This is a genomic window from Asticcacaulis biprosthecium C19, assembly GCF_000204015.1.
In the GTDB taxonomy this organism is placed as follows: domain Bacteria; phylum Pseudomonadota; class Alphaproteobacteria; order Caulobacterales; family Caulobacteraceae; genus Asticcacaulis; species Asticcacaulis biprosthecius.
In genome coordinates, this window is the sequence record NZ_GL883076.1 from 25,353 (window position 1) to 45,638 (window position 20,286).

The 20,286-nt window shown below is 53.9% G+C and carries 15 protein-coding genes and 1 pseudogene; 10 read left to right on the top strand and 6 right to left on the bottom strand.

Going from position 1 to position 20,286, the window contains the following annotated elements:
* Nucleotides 1-137: 137 nt before the first annotated feature.
* Nucleotides 138-314 (top strand): hypothetical protein, encoded by a 177-nt coding sequence (locus tag ABI_RS24790; protein WP_006270754.1) that lies wholly within the window; start codon nucleotides 138-140, stop codon nucleotides 312-314.
* Nucleotides 254-620 (top strand): annotated as a pseudogene (locus ABI_RS26055) (transposase); the annotation flags it as partial. The gene ABI_RS24790 and the pseudogene ABI_RS26055, both read left to right, overlap by 61 nt.
* A gap of 99 nt (nucleotides 621-719) precedes the next feature.
* On the opposite strand, the gene ABI_RS26575 reads toward ABI_RS26055, so the two are convergent.
* Nucleotides 720-1,196: a DUF411 domain-containing protein gene (locus ABI_RS26575; protein ID WP_083811345.1), complete on the bottom strand. Its 477-nt coding sequence runs from the start codon at nucleotides 1,194-1,196 to the stop codon at nucleotides 720-722.
* Nucleotides 1,197-1,624: 428 nt separating this feature from the next.
* Here ABI_RS26575 and ABI_RS24105 point away from each other — a divergent pair, with 428 nt between their 5' ends.
* Nucleotides 1,625-1,870 (top strand): WGR domain-containing protein, encoded by a 246-nt coding sequence (locus tag ABI_RS24105; RefSeq protein WP_083811346.1) that lies wholly within the window; start codon nucleotides 1,625-1,627, stop codon nucleotides 1,868-1,870.
* 285 nt (nucleotides 1,871-2,155) lie between these two features.
* Here the strand turns inward: ABI_RS24105 and ABI_RS00135 are convergent, their stop codons facing one another.
* The 4 genes from ABI_RS00135 to ABI_RS24800 all read right to left on the bottom strand — a co-directional run bounded on the left by ABI_RS00135 (nucleotide 2,156) and on the right by ABI_RS24800 (nucleotide 6,472).
* Nucleotides 2,156-3,847, bottom strand: coding sequence for a hypothetical protein (locus tag ABI_RS00135; RefSeq protein ID WP_157138648.1), 1,692 nt, complete (start codon nucleotides 3,845-3,847; stop codon nucleotides 2,156-2,158).
* Between the two features lie 36 nt (nucleotides 3,848-3,883).
* Nucleotides 3,884-4,522: a hypothetical protein gene (locus ABI_RS00140; RefSeq protein ID WP_006270758.1), complete on the bottom strand. Its 639-nt coding sequence runs from the start codon at nucleotides 4,520-4,522 to the stop codon at nucleotides 3,884-3,886.
* A complete protein-coding gene (locus ABI_RS00145; protein WP_040308384.1) occupies nucleotides 4,522-5,409 on the bottom strand; it encodes a DNA-processing protein DprA in 888 nt (295 codons plus the stop codon). The genes ABI_RS00140 and ABI_RS00145 overlap by 1 nt, the downstream gene beginning before the upstream one ends.
* Before the next feature lie 469 nt (nucleotides 5,410-5,878).
* Nucleotides 5,879-6,472, bottom strand: coding sequence for a hypothetical protein (locus ABI_RS24800; RefSeq protein ID WP_157138649.1), 594 nt, complete (start codon nucleotides 6,470-6,472; stop codon nucleotides 5,879-5,881).
* A gap of 229 nt (nucleotides 6,473-6,701) precedes the next feature.
* Between ABI_RS24800 and ABI_RS00155 the strand changes: the two genes are divergently transcribed.
* The 7 genes from ABI_RS00155 to ABI_RS00185 all read left to right on the top strand — a co-directional run bounded on the left by ABI_RS00155 (nucleotide 6,702) and on the right by ABI_RS00185 (nucleotide 17,052).
* Nucleotides 6,702-8,021: a DUF4365 domain-containing protein gene (locus ABI_RS00155; RefSeq protein WP_006270760.1), complete on the top strand. Its 1,320-nt coding sequence runs from the start codon at nucleotides 6,702-6,704 to the stop codon at nucleotides 8,019-8,021.
* A complete protein-coding gene (locus ABI_RS00160; RefSeq protein WP_006270761.1) occupies nucleotides 8,018-9,475 on the top strand; it encodes an argonaute/piwi family protein in 1,458 nt (485 codons plus the stop codon). The genes ABI_RS00155 and ABI_RS00160 overlap by 4 nt, the downstream gene beginning before the upstream one ends.
* A gap of 132 nt (nucleotides 9,476-9,607) precedes the next feature.
* Nucleotides 9,608-10,252 (top strand): hypothetical protein, encoded by a 645-nt coding sequence (locus ABI_RS00165; protein ID WP_040308386.1) that lies wholly within the window; start codon nucleotides 9,608-9,610, stop codon nucleotides 10,250-10,252.
* Between the two features lie 40 nt (nucleotides 10,253-10,292).
* Entirely contained in the window at nucleotides 10,293-10,757 is a 465-nt protein-coding gene (locus ABI_RS25825) for a hypothetical protein (RefSeq protein WP_211211099.1), read from the top strand.
* Between the two features lie 207 nt (nucleotides 10,758-10,964).
* Nucleotides 10,965-13,319, top strand: a complete 2,355-nt coding sequence (locus tag ABI_RS00175; protein WP_157138650.1) for an ABC-three component system protein — start codon at nucleotides 10,965-10,967, stop codon at nucleotides 13,317-13,319.
* Between the two features lie 62 nt (nucleotides 13,320-13,381).
* Nucleotides 13,382-13,963 carry an ABC-three component system middle component 1 gene (locus ABI_RS00180; RefSeq protein ID WP_157138651.1) on the top strand — a complete coding sequence of 194 codons (582 nt, stop codon included), beginning with the start codon at nucleotides 13,382-13,384 and terminating at the stop codon, nucleotides 13,961-13,963.
* Nucleotides 13,960-17,052, top strand: coding sequence for an AAA family ATPase (locus ABI_RS00185; protein WP_040308388.1), 3,093 nt, complete (start codon nucleotides 13,960-13,962; stop codon nucleotides 17,050-17,052). Before ABI_RS00180 ends, ABI_RS00185 begins: the two co-directional genes overlap by 4 nt.
* A 4-nt stretch (nucleotides 17,053-17,056) precedes the next feature.
* On the opposite strand, the gene ABI_RS00190 is transcribed toward ABI_RS00185, so the two are convergent.
* Nucleotides 17,057-20,284 (bottom strand): error-prone DNA polymerase, encoded by a 3,228-nt coding sequence (locus tag ABI_RS00190; RefSeq protein ID WP_006270768.1) that lies wholly within the window; start codon nucleotides 20,282-20,284, stop codon nucleotides 17,057-17,059.
* Between the last annotated feature and the right edge of the window lie 2 nt (nucleotides 20,285-20,286).

Here is a 20,286-nt window from a genome sequence, read left to right on the forward strand (position 1 = left end):
GTTGCTGAAACCGTTTGAGTGCGGTCAGCGCCGCTAGATGTGCTTCGCCGCCAGGTAGGGGATGGTGAGGATCATCATCAATAAGGCGAGAATACCCAGCACACCCCCGCTAGGATGCCCGGGAAACGAGGCGAGACATGATTGATGAACCCCAGCGGGAAGATCACGATGAAGCCCAAGAGGAGCGTTACGAGGATGTCGCCACGTTCACGCATCAGGCTTCCACCACCAAGGGCTTTGCGACAGCTTCGGTATGGCAGAGCACCTCAAGGAAATCAGTGCCGCGGTCGATCCCGGGTGTCATGCCGCCTTGATCCTGGATCAGGCCGGGTAGCACACATCCCGAAAGCTCGTCGTTCCTGAAAACATAACTCTTTTGCCGCTGCCTTCCAAAGCCCCAGAACTCCACCCAGTCGAAAACCTCTGGCAGTTCGTGCGGGAAAACTGGCTGTCCAACCGCATCTTCCTATCCTACGACGACATCGTCGACCTATGTTGCGAGGCATGGAACAAAATCGCTCAAACAGCCATGGCGCATAATGCCAATCGGTCTCAGACAATGGACATATAGGTCAAAATCAATGCAGGTTGGTATCAGTTGTCGTCAGCTCGCTGCTTAGCGGTTTGTCTGTTAGGCGGATCGCCGCGCCAGGATAAATTAGACTTGGGCTGATCGCCCAGAACCCCGTGGTGGTGGTGAAAAGGCCTGCACAAATGGATCACGTGTGATGGGCGAACACACGCGTACGGCCTCGTTTGTCGAACGCAAGAACGTCGTAAGGGTCGCGCCGTCCGTCAGGAGCCTCCATACCGGGTGAGCCAATCGGCATGCCCGGCACGGCCAACCCGACTGTTCCTTCGAGTGGGGCAGATAGGTAGCGGACAATGTCCTCTGCAGGGACGTGGCCCTCGATTAGGAATTTTCCAGCGGTCGCGGTGTGACAGGAGGACACAGATTCGGGAATTCCAAGGCGTCTCTTCACACTCGCAATATCAGCAACGATCTCGACGCTGGGCTTTAGCCACTCGTTCGTTTGTAAAGAGGCAACCCAAGCCCCGCAGCAGCCGCACGCGGCATCTCTGTAAACATGAATGGCCGTTCGAGTTGGTTTCGCTGCGCATGCCGGTGTAACCGCAAGTGCGCTAAGAGACGTTATCAGCAAGCGACGCGACGGTTTCTGATAGGAGGCAAGCATTCGAATCCAATATCTTAGAGTTTTGCGCCGCGTATTCGCAGACTTTTTCCAATAAACGATACTGAGCCCAACGCTCGTTTCAACCTGTCGGGTCGCCGAAACGTAGGTATGACAACACAAATCAGTCGCGCCCGTTGAAGCTTGGACGTTTTCCGACACGGGTGTTTCTCCGGGTGCTTAGGTGCGGGCGCGCCCGTTCCTCCATATACGCGTACCGGGGTAACTCCCCTTAGAAATATTTCTGAAATATTACGCGCACGCCGCAGCACTAGCCGAGATACGGTCTGTGACTCCTCCAATTACACGCGAGAAGGGTTCTTATCGCGTGTTACCGGTCACCAATTTCTCATAATGTTTATTATGCGGGTTTTGACAAGTCTCTGAATCTGCTGTAGAATCTGGCTAATATCGCTAGGATCTGCACAATTATGTCCATTAGATTATCTCGTGTTGACCCCACCAAGAATATGGCGCGGTTTTACGAATTGGATGTTCAAAATGGACTATTCGGTGACGTTTGCGTCACGCGCCATTGGGGTCGGATTGGCGCGAATGGTCAAGGCAAGGAGCACTGGTTAGACAGCGAGGCCAAAGCAATTGAGCTCGCGTCAAAACTCGAACGCCAGAAGCGGCATCGCGGGTACAGCGCCCCCCCACTCAGTTCTAAAAGTTAACAGGTGGATAGCGTCGGGGCCGCTTTGCGCCCATTCCGGAAGTTTGGGTACAAATTACATGCCAAGCCGGAAACCGGACAAAATATTGCTGCGCCCCCTACTCCGCATTGATATGTTGAATTTCTGGGCAATGTCGATTTGGCTGGCCTTTGCAGTCATATATCGAACTTTAATTCGGTCTCGTAGCAGATCCTTGAAGGAGAAACTGGTTGCGATCGCGCGCGACGACGAAGGATGCCTGGGTCATCTGAACTAGCGTTCGTTTCGCTACTGACAATACAGCATTTAGTCCCCGTTTCGTAGACGAGGGTCATGCGGCAGCACATCAAATGGGTGGCCACCACTCGCAATGAAATCGTCGATCATCGCCTGACGCTCAGCAGAATTTTTCCAACTTTGTTGTGGGAAATCCAACGGCTGGCAATCACCAACTACCTCATAACGGACTTTGATCGTCCCCATTTCGAACTCGATCATTTTTGTGCTGATGAGCGAGTCGGCGACCTCATTATAGTCGTCGATGACGCGCTGAATCAACACTATGTCGCCATCCGCGCGCCTCAACAATCGCTCCAGTGTGCGAAAATTCATTATTGGCGTTTCCTCATCACCGAAGAACATCCCGGCGTTATCGGACGTTACGATTAGATGGTTGATCACCGTTATGAACCCGTCGAAATGGGGCAGCCCTTCTTGCGGCAATACGGAACGCAGAAAGGCGATGCCTTGCTCGGTTCCGAGGAAATCTTCTATTGTCTTCGCCTGTTGAAACGCTTTAGACACGCCGTCTTTATTCAGGACGCGCAATTGATCTTTCGCCCATCGCGGAGGGACAGGACTCTTAAGCTCGCAAACAAACATGACGTACCCGAGTGTGGGCTCTTCCGAAATGACGAGTAGATCGATGTCGGGTAGCGACGGGTCAAATTCCCGCAGCGATACGTTCTTACGAACTATAAAGCCTTGTGCATCCCATGCGCGCTGTTGACGTGCGACAAATCCGTCGCCAAGTGCCTGACTGATGTTCTGCAAAAATAGCCTCGGGCGCCGGGTGGCAATGACCCGAAGGACGTTGACCAGCCCTTCGTTGATCGCAAAATGGTGTGGACGCATGACAATGTCATCGTCTTCGTGGCGCCGGTAGAGTGAAAAATACGAAGCGTCGACGCGTTCCTTGACCGCTGCTTCGTCAAAAACGATATCTCGCAGAATGGCCTTTGTCACCTCAGCTGGCAGACTGGATTCTTCCATCGCGGCAGCAACTAATTCGTGCTCCGGAATAAAAACGGGGCCTACCTTATCGTTCACGCTGGCATGATAGCGGTGATACAGCGCCTTTTCGAGAAGAGCCCGGTAAAGGGTAATGAACTGCGAGTAGCTGTAGTCTCCCAAACTGATATCGGCGTCATGAGCGATAATGCAAAAGTATGCATCTAGCTTTATTTGAGCCTCTTCTCGAATGATCGCGTAAGCCGCTTCGGTGGCCGGGTTGATGTCATTTTCTTCCTGGCCGCGCAGGAGATCGCGAATTTCATGTCCCCGATTAAATCCTTCAAAAACTTCCTTGGACCCGAGGACCTGGTCGTTCCAGACCGTAAAAAACTGTCTCGGGATCGTTTGGTCAGCAAACTTTACTTCCACGGCATCGTCCGAGAAGGTCCATGCGAGACTGCCCGGAGCATTATAGCTATAATATAGATACTCCCGCAGCATGTAGTAGTGAGAGGCGAATTGCAGATCTTGAAACAAGGCCTCGAGGTCAGTCTCGCAGCCGGCATCGCCGCTCACGAGTTTTCGTGCGAGCACCACCATCGCAATGGCTATAAAATCGGAATTTTTGGTGGTGCTTTGCTTTGATACGAATTCGTAGGCCAAGCAGGCCAAGGACAGGCATTCGTCGGCATTTGCACCGTTCACCGGCAAATTTGAAAATGCCTCGTCAAGCTGCGCCTCGAATTTCTTAAGGTCAGCGCTCAATTCCAATCCCCATGGAAACGCCTTCGGCACAGCATATTAGTCCTCGAAATCCTCGAATGGACTGGTGTGAACGCAGCGTGCGATGAACAGGCCTATGCAGATCACGCCAGGGAAGCGTTCGTTCAAGACTTGCTGGACAGCTCGAAAATGTGTCCCGGTCGTCAAAACATCGTCTACGATGCCTATGACCTCGGGCCTAGGATGAGCCTGGGTTTCGTCAACTTGGTACAAGCCCACCAGTTCCTCGATCGTCCGCCTCGGCCCATCACCCGCCTCGTGCGAGGCCTGCGTGGATGCGTTTTGAATAATTAGCCGGCGCACATCGACGTTCTGGCCGAGCCCGCGGCAAATACGTTCGATGCGATCATCGAAATCCGGATCACCCACGGCTTTCGACCCGGGTACCGGTACGAGGGTGGCATTTGCAAGCCAGTCAGGATTTAGCGCATCTCTTAGATCGGTACTGCACTGGATTATGGCCTGTCGCTTATAGTGATAGCCAGGCCGTATGGCCTGGCTTGGTTTCTTCTTCAGATTGCTAATTAGATTGTTGGTCTGGCTGTAGGCGTACGTCTTGCCGGCGGTGTACTCGTATAGGAATAGGCATTGATCCGACGATTCCAGATAATAGTGGTCGCCGATGTTGGATTCGTCGATCTTGCTGAACCGCGGCACTAGCCCAACGCATCCCAGATGTCGTTCATCCCGCGCACACGAATAGCGCCTTCGGCCTCAAACCGCGCCGGCCAGGTGATGTCCTTGTTCTCAAAGCAGGAATCAAGGATAAACAGCTTACGTCCCTGATAAAGCGCGGCGCGCGCCTGAGTCAGCGTACCCGACGTTTCCCCCGCTTCAACGATCACGGTCGCTTGTGTAAGGGCGCTCATGGTCACATTCCGCTCAGGGAAAAACAGACGATTTTGATTTACGTTCTGTTTCGCATAGCGAAGCACGGGTATTTGCGAGATAAGAAGATGATTGGTGGCAATCTCCTCTTGAAGCTCCATGTTTTCCTTAGGGTAATATTGTCCTAACGGCGTACCAATCACAGCGATCGTACGCCCCTTACAGGCAATTGCCGCCGTGTGAGCGGCCCGATCGATACCCTTTGCCAGGCCAGAAACGACGGTGTAGTCGCGCTCTACCAATGCCTTGGCAATCTGCGCCGCGCGCTGCACGCCTTCAGGCGTGGCGTCACGTTTGCCGACGACCGCTACCGCCGGCTTCTCTGAGATCTCCCAAAACCCCTGGTAATATAGCAGTTCAACAGGATGACGGGCATCGCGCAGCTTTTCAGGATAATCGCCCGCATGATTTATGCGAACGCCAAACTGGTGCACGCCCGCGCCTTTAAGTGCGGCCAGCACTTCGTTCGCACGCTCATCCGCGACAGTCGGCGACACAAAGTCCGAAGGCAAAGCAGTCGGATCAAGTGCAAACTTTTCCGCGAGTGTTTTGAACGTCGCACCGGTTTCGAGCCACAAGGCCTCATAGGCTCCGAATTCCCTTTTCGGGGAAATCGGTGCAATTGCGGGTCCGTCAGATGCCAACGCCAGACGCATTTATATCCCTTGAGTCGTTAACGACACTATGAGCCGAACATATTGCTCTCAGCAATGGGTATTGTCGCCAGATCTCATTAGAGACTGATTATCGCAATTGTTCTCTTTTTGTTCTACACGAGTCGGATGCTGTCTGCAAGCTCGAGAGTCAACTGTTGCGCCGCGATAGCGCTCGGGTAACAACCCGTATCTGGGATTCTATCAACGAAGCAGACCTGCCGCACTCTAAGGTTGAAGGAGCCTGTCTGCTTTTTCCGCTTTAAGCGATGCGCGAATGGCTCCTAAGGGCCAACTGCGGTCATACAATGATGTCAGCTAATGGCAAAAGCTGATCTCACCCCGCCGCCATTGATCGGCGGATATTAGTAATTATGGGAAATTTTCGCCACATTCCAGAAAATGTCTACCCTAGCGGCGCCCTCAAAGCATGCAGGCGCGGAAGGGGTATCATTTGTAGGAGCGGAAAATTTCAGCTGTCGGACGTGTCGAAATCAGTAGCTGCGATCTCCTCCATTGCCTTGTATGGTGTGACACCAGACAGTAGCAGCTTCTGAAGTTTACCCATCTTTTTGATCATCCGAGCGGGGTCCCCGCGCACGCCGTGGCTTACTTTGATACCATTCCGTTCAAAGGCGACGTATCCAGAGTTATCTTCGATCATGTCTACTTCGTTGTCTGGGATGAACTCAAAAGTATCCGGCGCACCCATGGTGGATGGTGTTATGCACACAAGTTCACCTTCAATTTCAATCAACGAATGCAGGACGTAAACGCGATCGGCGTCTTGTAACCATCCAAGACATTCTCGGCGCGCAGGTTCTCCTTCGGCATACCATCTGCAATTTGCATGGCACATATTCGGCGGCATTCCCATGAGTTGAAGCCGTTCTTTGGGAAGCCGCCTAGCAGGCCGGCGAGGTAGAGTGTCAAGAATCAAAGCAAGTTCAATTTCTTCATTCGTAGCTGGAGCAGACCATTTGTTTGCCTCGCTAAGGAGGTGTTGTCGAAACGCTTCCCGCTGTTCCGCCACTATACGCAGCCTCCTACTCTTTGCCTCACCCATTAGATGCCCCTCTTCTTTCGACTAAATTAATTCCGAGCACTACGTGCAGTGACCGCGCAAGGTGTTCGAATGATATCTATAACTATTGAAAATATGCCTGATCGGCCTGAGGCGCACCTGTTTCGCTGAAGTTAAGCCATCCTTATGCGTTGTGTAAGGCGACCTCCGATATGGCAACCAATTCACTTTTTAGTATTCACGGTTCACATAATGTTCTATTCTGCCGGTCATGTCAAAAACCATCACACCGAATCAGCTGATCGGGGAGATCGGGGAAGCCGCTGTCCGCTTGCGGTTTCTTTCCATGGGGTTTCAGTTCGACGGCCGCTCCAGACTTGAGGCAGGTATCGATGGCATTGCGGAGGTCATGGACAATGGCCGGCCCCTCGCCCGCATGATTGCCGTTCAGGTGAAGGCTACCGAGGGCCGCAAGTATAGCAACGAAGATGCAGAAGGTTTCACATACCTTCTCAAAGGCGAGGACCTCAAATATTGGAAGGGCTCCAACCTTCCGGTCATCGTTGTGCTTTACAGGCAATCCGACGACACCTTTTATTGGCAAAGCATCCATGATGGCGCGCGCACAGCTGATAGGCGTCTGCGCTTCAGCAAGACGACTGACATTCTTAATCGTGACGCTGCGGATAGGCTAGCCGTCCTAACAGTTCCAAAGGCCGGCTTTGGATATTTCGTGCCCCCGCTCGGGGGCGGCGAAGACGCACTCGTCAATATTTTGCCGCTGGTCCTACCTACTGAAATGTTTGTGGCGTCGACTTCCTTAACGCCCGGCCAGGCAATAGCCACGCTCTTGGAACATGAGGAACCCGCACGTTTCGATTGGGTAATGAAAGACGGGTCGTTTTGGTCCTTCCATGACCCACGCGAGTCGGCCTGCAGGGATATTGTCGACCTCGATCAGGTTGAAGCGATTGAGACGAGCTATCTCGCTTTCAATGAAAATATCGAGGAGCAAAACACATTCGCCTTCTTGCTCCGCCGAGCGTTGCAGCACCAAGTTCGCGAAGATCTGAACTGGCACAAGGACAAAAGCTTATTCTATTTCCGCGCCTTGACCGCCGGTGAAAGTCGAACGTTCAGGTACGATGCTTCCAAAAATCGCACCGAGGCTGAGGTCGTCAATGTCGCCACCAAGGATGGCAACATCAGTTTTGTGCGGCACCATGCCTTCGTGCCGCGGTTCGAATTGATCCTTGACCAGTGGTATCTGATCATCAATCCAACCTATTACTTCACCACCAATGGGTACACCGAGCATTCCTATCCGGACGCCTTGCTGTCGGGCAAAAAGAGAATGGACAACAGCTCTGCCGTTCGGGGCCAAGTCATTATGTGGCACCGTTTCCTGACCAAGTCGGCCGATGCAGATGGTGGCCTCTTCATGGAGAAAGCCGCCACACCAAACGTACTGAGCTTCGGATTGCCACCTGTCGTGCACCTTCCAACAAAGGTTCCGGAAGATGCTTGGAAAACAGTGAAACCCAAAAGTGACGCGTCGGATTCGATGCAAGTGGAGTTGGATTTCAAATGAACTTCGACGTTCGCATATTCGACGAGCCAGAACTAGAATTCGGCGGCCAGCAACATCATCCTGATCCACGCCTCGGCTTAACCGAGGCAGGACCACTCCAGACCTATCCGGGCGATGCAATAAAGGTTGGTGTCGTTGGCAGCTCTAAGACAATCGAAAGCGCGACGGTTTTTTTCGCAGCTATGGCAAACGGCTTCGAAGGTAAATCGGAAAAGCACCCCAATTTGCATCCGGCTTTTCCCGGCCTTGGAAATCAAAACCCTTTCCGATGCCGCTTCGACATAGACGCTAACGCGACGGGAATTGTGACCCAGGCCAAAATCGATAAGATAGTGAAAGAGCCCAGCCACACCAAGGCCGTGGAAATGGCAGTGGATGCGATCTTTACCGAATTGCAGGCGCTTGAAGATGGCGGAAATTCGCCGCAAGTCGCCCTCGTTGCGTTGCCCGTCGCCCTTATCGATCGGGTTTGGGGAGCGAAGGTGGAAGCCAAAAGCTCGACGGAGTCAGAAGACAGCAGCGGTTCGGACGCGCCTAATTTCCGTGGCATGCTGAAAGCCAAATGCATGGCACTCAAATTTCCTATCCAGATTCTTTGGGAGGACGTAATTGACGAGAAAGCGGTCATCTCGCGAAAAGTAAAGGAAACCAGCGCTCGCAACATTCAAGACGAAGCCGGGCGGTCCTGGAACCTTCTCGCCAGCCTGTATTACAAAGGCAGCGGGCGCATTCCGTGGAGGCGGTCCCCCAAGGAAGGGGAATTTGCCGCGTGCTATGTGGGTATCAGCTTTTATCGCGAAGCTGGAGGCCAGCAGTTGTTTACAAGTGCCGCTCAGATGTTCGACGAGCGAGGACGTGGCTTCATTCTTAAGGGCAAACGCGCTTGGACCGAGAGCCGCGGCCGGCACCCTTATCTGACCAAGGAAGACGCCAAGGAATTGGTGGTCAACGTACTTCAGGCATATTGGGATCATCATAAACATTATCCGGCGCGGGTTATCGTTCTGAAGACTTCCCGGTTCCGCGATGAGGAAGCTGAAGGCATACTTGAGGCGCTAGAAGAGGCAAACACGGAGATGCGTGATCTCGTCTGGGTGCAGGAATCGTATTCAGTCAAGGTACTGCGTGACGGGAATTATCCAGTACTGCGTGGCACATTCGTTGATCTCGGCGGCAAGGGGCTTCTCTATACCAATGGCAGCATGCCCTACTACGGGACCTATCCAGGGCAGTACGACCCCCGCCCTTTGCTTCTTTGCCCCCACTCAAGCTGCGAGAGCACGATTGCGCAGATCGCTGAAGAAGTGTTGTCGATGACCAAGATAAATTGGAACTCGACCCAAATGAATCAAAAACTTCCTATTCCGATCCGGGCCGCCCGGAAGGTTGGTGAGGTCCTGAAATATGTCCCAGAAGGGCAACCGATTAGCCCCGATTACCGGAAGTATATATAGGCAGGTTTGTTGAAATCACTCGGTAGCGCCCGCGCACTGAGTTTGTTTAACACGATGACGGAGATTTGGCGCCATGGCCGAATTCGCTACCGCCCGTTGACCCAGAATAATTGATTACTGAAAAATGTTGAGATGCGCCGCCTGACAAAAGATGAAATTGCGAGCTATAGATTGCGACTTGGCTCCTGGCTGCCCCTGGATGATGTCGATGCGATTATGGCGGAAGTGGGTGACCAGACGCAGATGTTCGCTGTTGCTCAGGGCGGATTGAAGTTTTGGCGAGAAACATGGATCGCCATGTCATGTGCCCAATTAATGCACGCGCGTCGGCTGAAGCTAGGCGATGACCCACCGGATTTTTGGCTCGATTTTGGTCGCCAGCAACAGGCTTTCGAGATTGTACAGGTGATGCCTCGGGATTATCGTCCTGGGGTTATTTACGGGCAATATGCTGCCGATTTGACCTCAAAAGGGTCGACCGAATTGGTTGAACGTTCTTTTGATCAGGTTGGCATTGATCTGGAAAATCTTCCTAACGACCTAGCTGCTCAACTTAGAGCCAAATGCGCGAAAAAATATGACTCCGACCTGATCCTGATCGTAGATTTGCTGCACGATGTAATTTTGGAGGCCGATAGCGGCGTCGTGTTGGGAATGGTGCGTGTCACGCGGCCAGCCCTAAATACATTTCGTGAAGTTTGGTTGCGAAGAGGCAATGCCATTGTGAGGGTGACCGAAGAGTCGGTCTCATTAGTGACTAATCCCCTCCCGGGATAAGGCTTACTGGCTACAGTTGAAAATAGGTGGAATATAGATAATGGCGCCGATTAAGATCAGATCAGGTCCAATCCGTGTGCCGAACCACGAGGAATATTTAGGGTTCGACGGAGCGCACTGCAAAATTCTTTACGCAGGCTTGTCCAAGGATTGGACATGCCCTGGATGCGGGCGATCAAGATATCAAATTCTTCGTTGGACGTTGATCTATCCTAAGCGTCCCGATCGGCACGAAGGGTGGGCCGCCGGTCTTCATACTCATCATGATCACGGCGGCGACGCCCCGGCATTGTTCTTCGGCCGCGCGCCGGCGCGCTTCAAGCCGGTCGTCATCTGCGAGCAATGCAACTCTGCCGACGCCACAGCCAAACGAAAACTGGGCCTTCGGAAGGATTTCTCATTTTCTCCGCTTGAAATGCGCCAATTTGTGCGCGCGACACCACACGGCTTTCATCATATCGACTACGATCTGGCACTGCGCATTTATACAAATGCTGTTGGGTGACAGATGGGGCAACGCAACATCACTCGGCGAATTCTGCCTTATCTAGCTTCGCCCTCAAAGCACGTCCGAATTGTCAGCGTTTCTCCTTGTGTTCAGCCCGCAACCCTGCGAAGAGTACAAAAGAAATCATTGACTTACAGGGGCGGTAAATGTCGAAGTTCTATGGAGTTGCATATCTGACGTTCGCGACTGAACTATAATCAGTTAATGCTAACAAGCGCCGCGAAAACTAAATTTACCGATTGGATTTCCGTGGCCGAATGCCCGGATCTGCGAGGACTGCTGTTTTTAGGTGCTGCGGAACAGCGTATCACACTTTATTCTCAGCAAGTTCGAGCTCTTCGGACAGTTCACGCATTGAAAGAGCTTTCGCGACTAGAGGCGAACAGCCGAATAGCGGTTGTCGGTGCCGGCGCTGGCGGAACCACAACGGCGATCGCATTGGCTTTGCTTGGTCACAGGGTCGAGCTTATAGAACAGGCGACCGGCATCCTGCATTTACAGAGTAAGTCGCAAAGGATGCTCCATCCGCATATTTATGACTGGCCACGGGCTGGCTCTTTGCAAACACACGCGGCACTACCGATTATGGAATGGATCGAAGCCGCTGGTGGTGACGTCAGGAAAGCGCTTGATAGCTTTTTTCTAGCCGTCAAGGCCAATCACACAAACCTAACCTTTCGACCGAATTCTACAGTGACAGATCTCACAAGGACGGCTGGCAAATGGTCTATTTCCGTAGGGGCGGCGCCAGAAGAATACGACTTCGTTGTTTTAGCACTAGGTTTCGGAGATGAGCGGGTCATTGGTGATGCTCCGCTGCATGACTATTGGAAATCTTCGGATGCAATCGGCGCCGCGGTAGACAAGGAGTCAAGGCAATATTTCATCAGTGGAAATGGTGACGGAGGGTTGGCGGACGCTATAGCCGTTCATTTCGAAGAATTTGAACAGGTCGCGTTCGTCAAATGGTTCTTGTCGCTTTTCAATGGCCCGGAGTTGGCCGCCGAGGTGGGGGCAATATTTGAGAAGGTCCCGAATGACGGCGATCTGGAACCAGCTTTTACAGAAACCTTATTGCCGATCTTTCTAAGCCGCGGAGTGGTCAAAGACATAAAACAAAGACTCCGCAAAGACAGAACGGTGACATTAAACTGCTCGAAAATTCTTCTGCAGAAAGGCCGCGCTGCCCCCCTCAACCAAGTGATCATGTTCGCGATTTTGAAAGCGTGCGAAGAAACAGACCAGGCTGTCACACGTACGCTTGGCGCGATCACGAACGTAACCAAGGCGGCTTCGAATTATATTGTTGACGGCCCTGCATTTGGCACGTCCAGCGCACATTTTTCAGATGTGATCTTGCGCCATGGCCCCGACCGTGCCGGCCGCTACAAGTTTTGCTCCTCCTTTTACGACCAATACGCAACGTATATCGCGGCTTTGAAGGTATCCTCGGCGGACAAGTTCAGCCCCCCTGAGCTTGATCCTGCTAGCTTCGCATTTTTTACAGATGCATTTCGAGCAGGCATCGCGGATGCTACCCAGGCAACCGCGTTAGACGCACTAACGGCTCGGCAAAAGACCACAATTATTGTGAACTGGGATGACTCCGTTCAAAAGCCTACCCAACAAGGCACGCAGACGATTCAGGAGATGTGCTCAAGATGTAGCGATATTGAAGCGCCGCTCGTAATTCACCTAGCGTTACAGCGGTCACGGATACCTGAATTCGCCACAGAATTAGAACGGTTTGCTCGGGCAAGCGGCGGGCGAATTTTGCTTGAGGCGAGCCCGGCGACCTTTCCTTCATGGTCGGACAGCGGAGTGCCCGTCAATCCACAACTCACCTTTGTTAGTCCATATCGGTCCAATGAATTGCCGACCGTTGCGGAACTACGGAAGCTTTTCGATACCTATTTGATCCAACGCCTGGATGCTGCGATCGCCCACTGCGCAGCGGGAAGCTGCGGTGTATTTAAGGACGTTCACCCATCTCTCTACGGGACATTCGCCGAAACCTGGTCAGAGTGGAAACTGATCCTCGAAGGTGACCACGAACTGCGTGGAAAATTTCTGCGTGTGCTTGCAAGAGCGATTGATGATGGGAGTGGATGGGACGGTGCTGAAGATGGATTCGTGGACCTTGTCGCGGGCTCTTTCTTAATCATGGCGGCGCATGCCGGCCGGTCAGCCACGCCGACAAACTCGCGGCACGGAAACGTGATTTTCCAAGGTGACGCGATAGGCGTTGCGTCTGGATGTAAGATTTTGGACGGCAAATTGATCTCCGATGTCCCTGCAGATGAGTTCTGGAGTGCGGACGCGCTTATTCTCGCGGGGGCCTATGAAGAGATGCGTACCGGTCGAGACCTGATTACCGACGGGGGCGTCTCATCCAGAACACTGCTGACATCCGAACGGGTACGTCCCGCTATTATTCAGAATACGCGTCGATGGAGAGATGCCCTGAAAGGGGATCTGAGAGCGTGGATCGCAAATATTGAGGCCGAGTTCCAAGACTGGAAGAGCCGCCAAGACGCCCAACTGGAGAAACAGCCGTGACACCTTCAGAGTTCGGGGCCCGCCTAATCGAGAGCGCTGTCGGGCGTAAGTGGTCAGCCTCCATGGCCGAAGCCTTTTCAGCCAAAAGATTTCGAGGCCGCGACGATGATTCTGACGTCGCATTGCCGCCGGAGGTGTATGGCGTTCGGATTGGCGCCTATCCGGTTCTCGTATTGGCCATACAGTTGATTGATGCCGAAACCGTTCTGCACACTCTTAGACAGGCGCACAACCAGGTTGTGATCGCGCGATCCTATATGAAAGCGTCCGACGTGATCAATACGCATGTTTTGTTTGTGGCTACTCCGCCTCCTCCACAAGCCGATTGGATCAAGCTTATCGACTTGGCGGAACGGGACGAGACCGTGTGTAGGAAGTTGGTTTGGATACCGAAAATCACGTCCATTGGTGAATCATACGACGCCTTCCTAGAACGGACATTCCTCGCCCAGCCGTGGCTCACAACCGAAGAGGTCGATAACGCGCCCCTCGATCAGAACGACCGCCTAGTCGAAAATGTTCTCCAAGCTCAGGGTTTAACGCCGGCCGCGGCCGCGAAGTGGGTCGAGATTGCGACATCCCAGGTAGAAGATCCCCAGGAACGCGTCGAGCAATTCGTGTCTGCTATGGAGCTGAGGTCATGAGTTCCATCTATATCTCTCAAATTCAACTAAAAGAGTTCCGCAATTTCGGCGATTTGACGATCGATTTGCCCGCAGCGCCGGGGGTGATGATTGTTCATGGTACGAATGGTCTGGGAAAGTCTTCGCTTTTCGATGGGCTCGAATGGGCGCTCACAGGTGAAATTGATCACTTTAATGAGTGGAAAAAGGGCGCAAAGCCGAAGGATTATCTCCGGCGTTGGGACGCGCCGGCGCAAAATCCCACCGAAATCTCGCTAGCTTTTTCTGATGGAAACTCCCTTCGCAGGATCTTGCCCAACACGCTAGACGTTAAGGCCGGGATCGACGACGTGACTGGTTTTCTCAGAGATGAAAATTGGAAGCAGAAGATCGATAGTTTGCACAGGTACTTGTTGCTTACGCATTTTTTGGGCCAGTCCACCCTTTCTCGAATGACCCACCGGAAGCCTGAAGAGAGATGGGAATTTTTGGAGCAACCGGCCCAAAGCGAATGGGCGACGGAACTCATCAACACCATCCATGGTCAAGGAAACACCAACAACGCGAAAGCTTATGACCGTAGAATCGATGCATGGACGGATCAGCTAGATATATTGCAAGATTTGCTGGATCGTGAAGCGAGTGAGTGGGCCGACGCTCAAGGTCAAGGAGCGCTTGATGATAACGCAGCATACGTCGTAATCGAATCGATCACGCGCGCTCTCCCGAGTGTATACGATAGTGGAAACGCGTCTTTGGAGTCGCCGGGCATCGACGTCCTGATTGATCGTATCGCAGCTGGGGAAGTAATAATCTCGGGCTTTGTTTCGTCACGCGCAGCAAATATGGAGCGCGCACGAGCAATATTGGAGCAGATTTCCACGCAGGATAGTCACGATCGCGATAGTTCCCTGGTGATTGAGGCGTCACGTAACAACTTGGAACCCTACCGCCTTGCGTCAACTGACCGAAAATCCGAGCAGGCAAGCGCGGAATCGAAAGTGCGGGCGCATGAAGATGCGATCAAAAACCAAAAGGAAAAATTGGACGAATTGCGGCTAATCCGAACGCAGCATAGTCAGATCGAACAATGGAACACTGAGCTTACCGGCGCCACGGCCCAGACCTCTCAGATTCAGTCCGAAATTGCAGAAGCAAAAACGTCGGCCGAATATCACTCGAAACGCCGCAGCATTATCCAAAATCTCGACCTGCGAGTGGCAGAGTGCAATCGGCAACTGGCGGAGCAGCGGGAGCTCCGTCTTAAGGCTGAACAGCTACTAAAGTTGATGCCTGCTTCATTTTACGTTGAAAAAATTGGCACGCTTCAACAATCTTCGACGGCCGCCTCAGGTTTGATAGCAGATTTCGACCTGTCCTTAGAGGCGCTCCAAACTCAAACTCGACAAGGTGAACAAGAATTAGAAGCGGCTAGGCTCACATTTGACAATATTACAGGTGCCGTCGCGAAAATAGCGGAAAAATTGACTAAATCGGACTGCGAATGCCCAGTCTGCGCCTCTACCTTCGATCCAAATGGCGAGCTACAGCGTCGCGCGTTCGAAGCTGTCGAACGGCTTGCTCCAACTTTAGTGCCGTTCCAAGACAGACTGTCCGAACTACGACGCAAGGAAACAGAGCTAAAACAGAAAAAAGTCGAGGCGCTTGTAGAGATAGCATCGTATGGCAGCCAAATTGCCGATTTCAATCGTGATTTAGCGCAAAGAAATGAAATAGTCGGATCAATATTCGGCACAGCCCAAGAAGAGCCGATAGAAACCGTCTTGGAGCGAATTTCGGTCGCGGTCGACAGGCTCAGTTCCCGTGCGGAACAGTTGGACAGGCGGCGCAAACTGCCAGTTTTAGTGACGGATGGTGATGCCTTCGACGCCTGGACTGCTGCAATTCGCCGGCAAAACGCTTTGGAAGCCAACTTGGCTTCTCTCGTCAGAGATATCACGAGTCTGGAAGGGAGAGTTGAGGCAGAGAAAAACGCCATTGAGGCTACGACGCAAGCCTTAGGCGCCGAAGCCGATCTTGGAGCACTAATTGCGGATGCCGAACTAGCCCTAACTTCCCAAACTCAGGAACTCGTTTCAGCTCGCCAGGCGTTGGATGCCGCCGTGCAGGCAGCAAGCCAGGCGTCCCTCGTTTTAGCTCAAACCGAGGCCTCGTTGCAGGCGATGATCGAGGAAGTCGAGCGTGGTCGCAATTTAATAAAATCGCTTGCCGACGAATGGAGGTCAATGGACTACCTAGGCGACGCCATCAATAGCGAAGCGCTTAGAAGCCAGGCCCAAATGTTGGCCGAGTTGTCGGCAGCACTCGAACTCGTGCGTCCACAAATCGTTCGCCTACGCGACGGGAGGCGAATTTGGGCAAGGCAATCGAGTCACAGGGAAACAATCGAACGGTTACGGGAAAGGCTAACGGCGGCGCCAAATTTAGAGCGTGCCGGTTTACGGCAGGAAGCGGAACGCGTGATCGGGGTATGCCAAAAACGGATCTTGGATATTGGGCGAGCCAAGGAAATCGCGCAAAATGCAACAACCGAAGTAAACCGCAAAGTCCAAGAATTTAACGCAGATTTCCTTAAGCCGCTAAGTGCGCTGATGAATAAGCTCAACCGGGCAATTCTAAGTGAGCCTGATATCGGGCTAGATCTGAAGGTTGAAAAGAAAAAGATCGCCCAAACGGCGATCAAATCGGCAGATGCTCCCGATTTCGTTTCCAAGCTAAATCCTCAACTGGTCCATAGCGAAGGCCAGATGGCTGCACTGGCTGTTAGCATGCTTTGTGCGGCGAATTTGAGTTTTCCCTGGTGTCGGTGGCCGGCTTTGGTGATGGACGATCCACTCCAGCACAATGACGTCATTCACGCCGCCGCCTTCGCAGACATAATGTGCAATCTAGTCGAAGCTCGTGGACATCAAGTCTTCCTGTCGACCCACGATATCGCACAAGCTGAATTTCTAAGACGCAAATTCAGTTCGCGAAACATACCATGTACGTCTGTGCATCTTCTTGGTCGCGGAAGAGACGGGTTGGAGGTCCAGGTTAAAGGCTATGATAGCGGATCGGGCAGGCAGGCATCGGCGGTAACAAATTAACGCCTCATTTGAAATCCCGGCTTCGATGCTGAATTTGCGCCCTTCCCTGCCGTACGACCCGCGGATCGACGCCTGGTCCGCCGTTCCTCAATTCGTCCCCTGGCTGGTGCGGTAACTGGAGCGGCGTGTCACGCTCGCCGACGCTGGCCAGCATATGCGATAGGTCGACGACCGTCCGTGCAATGAGATGGACGACGTCGCCTTCCTTCTGGATAAAGCCGGTGATCAAGACCAGGCTTGAGCCATAGACGGCGCGCTTGTATTCCAGCCCGACCTTTTCCCAGACAACGATATTGGCATCACCGCTCTCATCTTCGATCGTCATGAAGATGACGCCATTGGCTGATCCCGGCCGCTGCCTGACATTGACCATGCCCGCGACCTGGACGTAGCGCTTGTCCTTTGAGGTCATCGCCTCCCTGCAGGTGATGATGCTTCGCTCTTTCAGATCCGCTCGCAGGAAGGCGACCGGATGTGACCCTTTGGTGAAACCAACCTGGTTGTAGTCCTCGACCACCTCGGCGCCGTCGGTCATCCGCTTGAAATCCATGTCCGGCTGATCGATCTCGGACAGGCTTCGGCCGGTTTCGTCGAGCAAGCTATCGAAAAGCGGCAGGGCGTCATCCCGAAGCGCCCGGATTGAAAACAAAGCCTCGCGCCTCGACACTTTGAAAGCTTGCTCAAACACGTCGGCCCTGGCCAGCTTTCGCAAGGTCGCGACCGGGGTCTTTGCCCGGCGCCACAGATCAGGGACCGATTTATAGGGCAGGTCACCGCGCCTCAGGATCATCTCGGCGATCTCCTGACTGCGTATGCCTTTGACAAGCCGGTAGCCCAGGCGAACGGCGAACCTGCCAGGCCGCTCGGTCGGCTCCAAGCTGCAGTCCCAGCGTGAATTGTTGACACAGAACCACCTGACTTCGACGCCGTGCAGTTTCGCATCGCGAATAAGCTGCCCTGGCGCATAGAACCCCATGGGCTGGCTATTCAGGATCGCAGCCAGGAAGACATCTGGATGGTGGCATTTCATCCACGCGCTGGCTTCGGAGATAATGGCAAAGCTGAAGGCATGGCTTTCGGGGAAGCCATAGCTGCCGAAGCCCTCCAACTGTTTCACCAGGGTCAGGGCGAATTCCTCAGTGTAGCCGTTGCCCTTCATGCCGTTGATAATGTCCTGCGCAAGGGGACCTATGCCGCCGGTCTTCTTGAATGTGGCCTGCGCCCGGCGAACAAGATCAGCCTGGCCGGCCGTGAAGCCAGCACAGACGATGACCACCCTCATGGCCTGTTCCTGGAAGAGAGGCACGCCCAACGTCTTACCCAAAATAGCGGCCAGCTCCGGCGTCGGAAACGTCACCTCCTCCAAACCTTCGAGCCGGCGTAGGTACGGATGGACCATGTCGCCTTGGATCGGCCCCGGCCGGACGATCGCCACCTGGATGACCAGGTCGTAGAAGGTGCGCGGCTTGGTGCGCGGCAGCATCGACATCTGGGCCCGGGACTCGATCTGGAAGGTGCCGATCGTATCGGCATTGCGGATCATCGCGTAGGTCTTCGGGTCTTCCGGCGGGATGCAGGACATGTCGATATGGATGCCCTTGTGCTCTCCAAGCAGGTCGAACGCCCGCTTCATGCAGGACATCATGCCCAGCGCCAAGCAGTCGACCTTCATGAACTTGACTGCGTCGATATCGTCCTTGTCCCATTCGATGACCTGGCGGTCTTTCATGCGCGCCGGCTCGATCGGCACCAACTCGTCTAAACGATCGTGGGTCAGGACAAACCCGCCGGGATGCTGGGAAAGCTGGCGCGGGACGTCGAGCAACAGGAGGTGAATTTCAAAGGCGAGTTTCAGGCGCCGGTCCTTGGTATTCAGATTCAGTTCGGCCGCATCCTCTTCGCTGAAGCCGGTCGAGTGCCAGTGCCGGATAGACGAGGCCAGGGTCTTGATGGTGTCTTCCGGAAACCCCAGGACTTTCAAGGTATCGCGCAGGGCGCCGCGCGTGCGGAACCGCGTGACGACAGCCGTCAGGGCAGCGTGGTTACGGCCATAGGTCTTGAAAACCCACTGCATGACCTCCTCGCGGCGCTGATGCTCGAAATCGACATCAATGTCCGGCGGCTCCTTGCGCTCTTCCGAGATAAAGCGCTCGAACAGCAGGTCGTTGCGATCCGGATCGACTGACGTGACACCCAGCACATAACAGACGCAGGAATTGGCGGCCGAGCCCCGGCCCTGGCAAAGGATGTCCTTCGACCGGGCGAACTGGACGATAGCGTTGACCGTCAGAAAGTAGGGTGCGTAGTCGAGCCGCTCGATCAGATCCAGCTCGTGCTTCAGCAGCTTGATGACCTTGTCAGGCACACCCTCCGGGTAGCGCCATTTTGCGCCCGCCCAGGACAAACGCTTCAGCGCCTCAATGGCCGACATTCCGGACATCAGCTTTTCTTCGGGGTACTGGTATTCCAACTCCGCCAGACTGAAACGACTGCGGTCGGCTATCTCGATCGTGCGAGCCATGGCCTGGCGATAGTCGGAAAACAGCCGCCCCATTTCTTCCGGCGATTTCAAGAAACGGTCGGCATAGCGGTGACGGAGATCGCCCATGGTGTCGATGGTGCAGCGGTTGCGGATGCAGGTCACAACGTCATGCAGCATGGCGCGCTCATGGATATGGTAGAGGACGTCATTGGTGACGACGGTCGGAACCCGGTGCTTAAAGGCCAGGTTCGACAGCTCATGCAGGCGCATGTGGTCGTTCTGCCGGTGGCGCAGGGTCAGAGCCATATAGGCCCGGTCGGCGAACACCTGCTTGAACCTGCGCAGGCGGACGGCGCACAGTTCGTCGGCTTCATCGGGAATGAAAATCGCGATCAGGCCTTCGTGGAAATCCTCGATGTCCGACCACTCCAGGTCACAAGCACCCTTCCCTCCCCGGCTCTTACCCAAGGATAGCAACCGACAAAGGCGGCCATATCCCGCACGATCGACCGGGTAGACCAGGATTGACATGCCGTCCGTGAGATCGAGCCGGCAGCCAATGATCAACCGGACACCCGTTTCCTTGGCGGCGACATGGGCCCGAACGATGCCGGCCAAGGTGTTGCGGTCGGCGATGGCCAGGGCCTCCATGCCAAGGGCCTTGGCCTGCGCGAACAGGTCGTCCGGTGCGCTGCAGCCGCGCAGGAACGAAAAATAGGAGGCGCATTGCAGTTCGACGTAATCCGGCATGG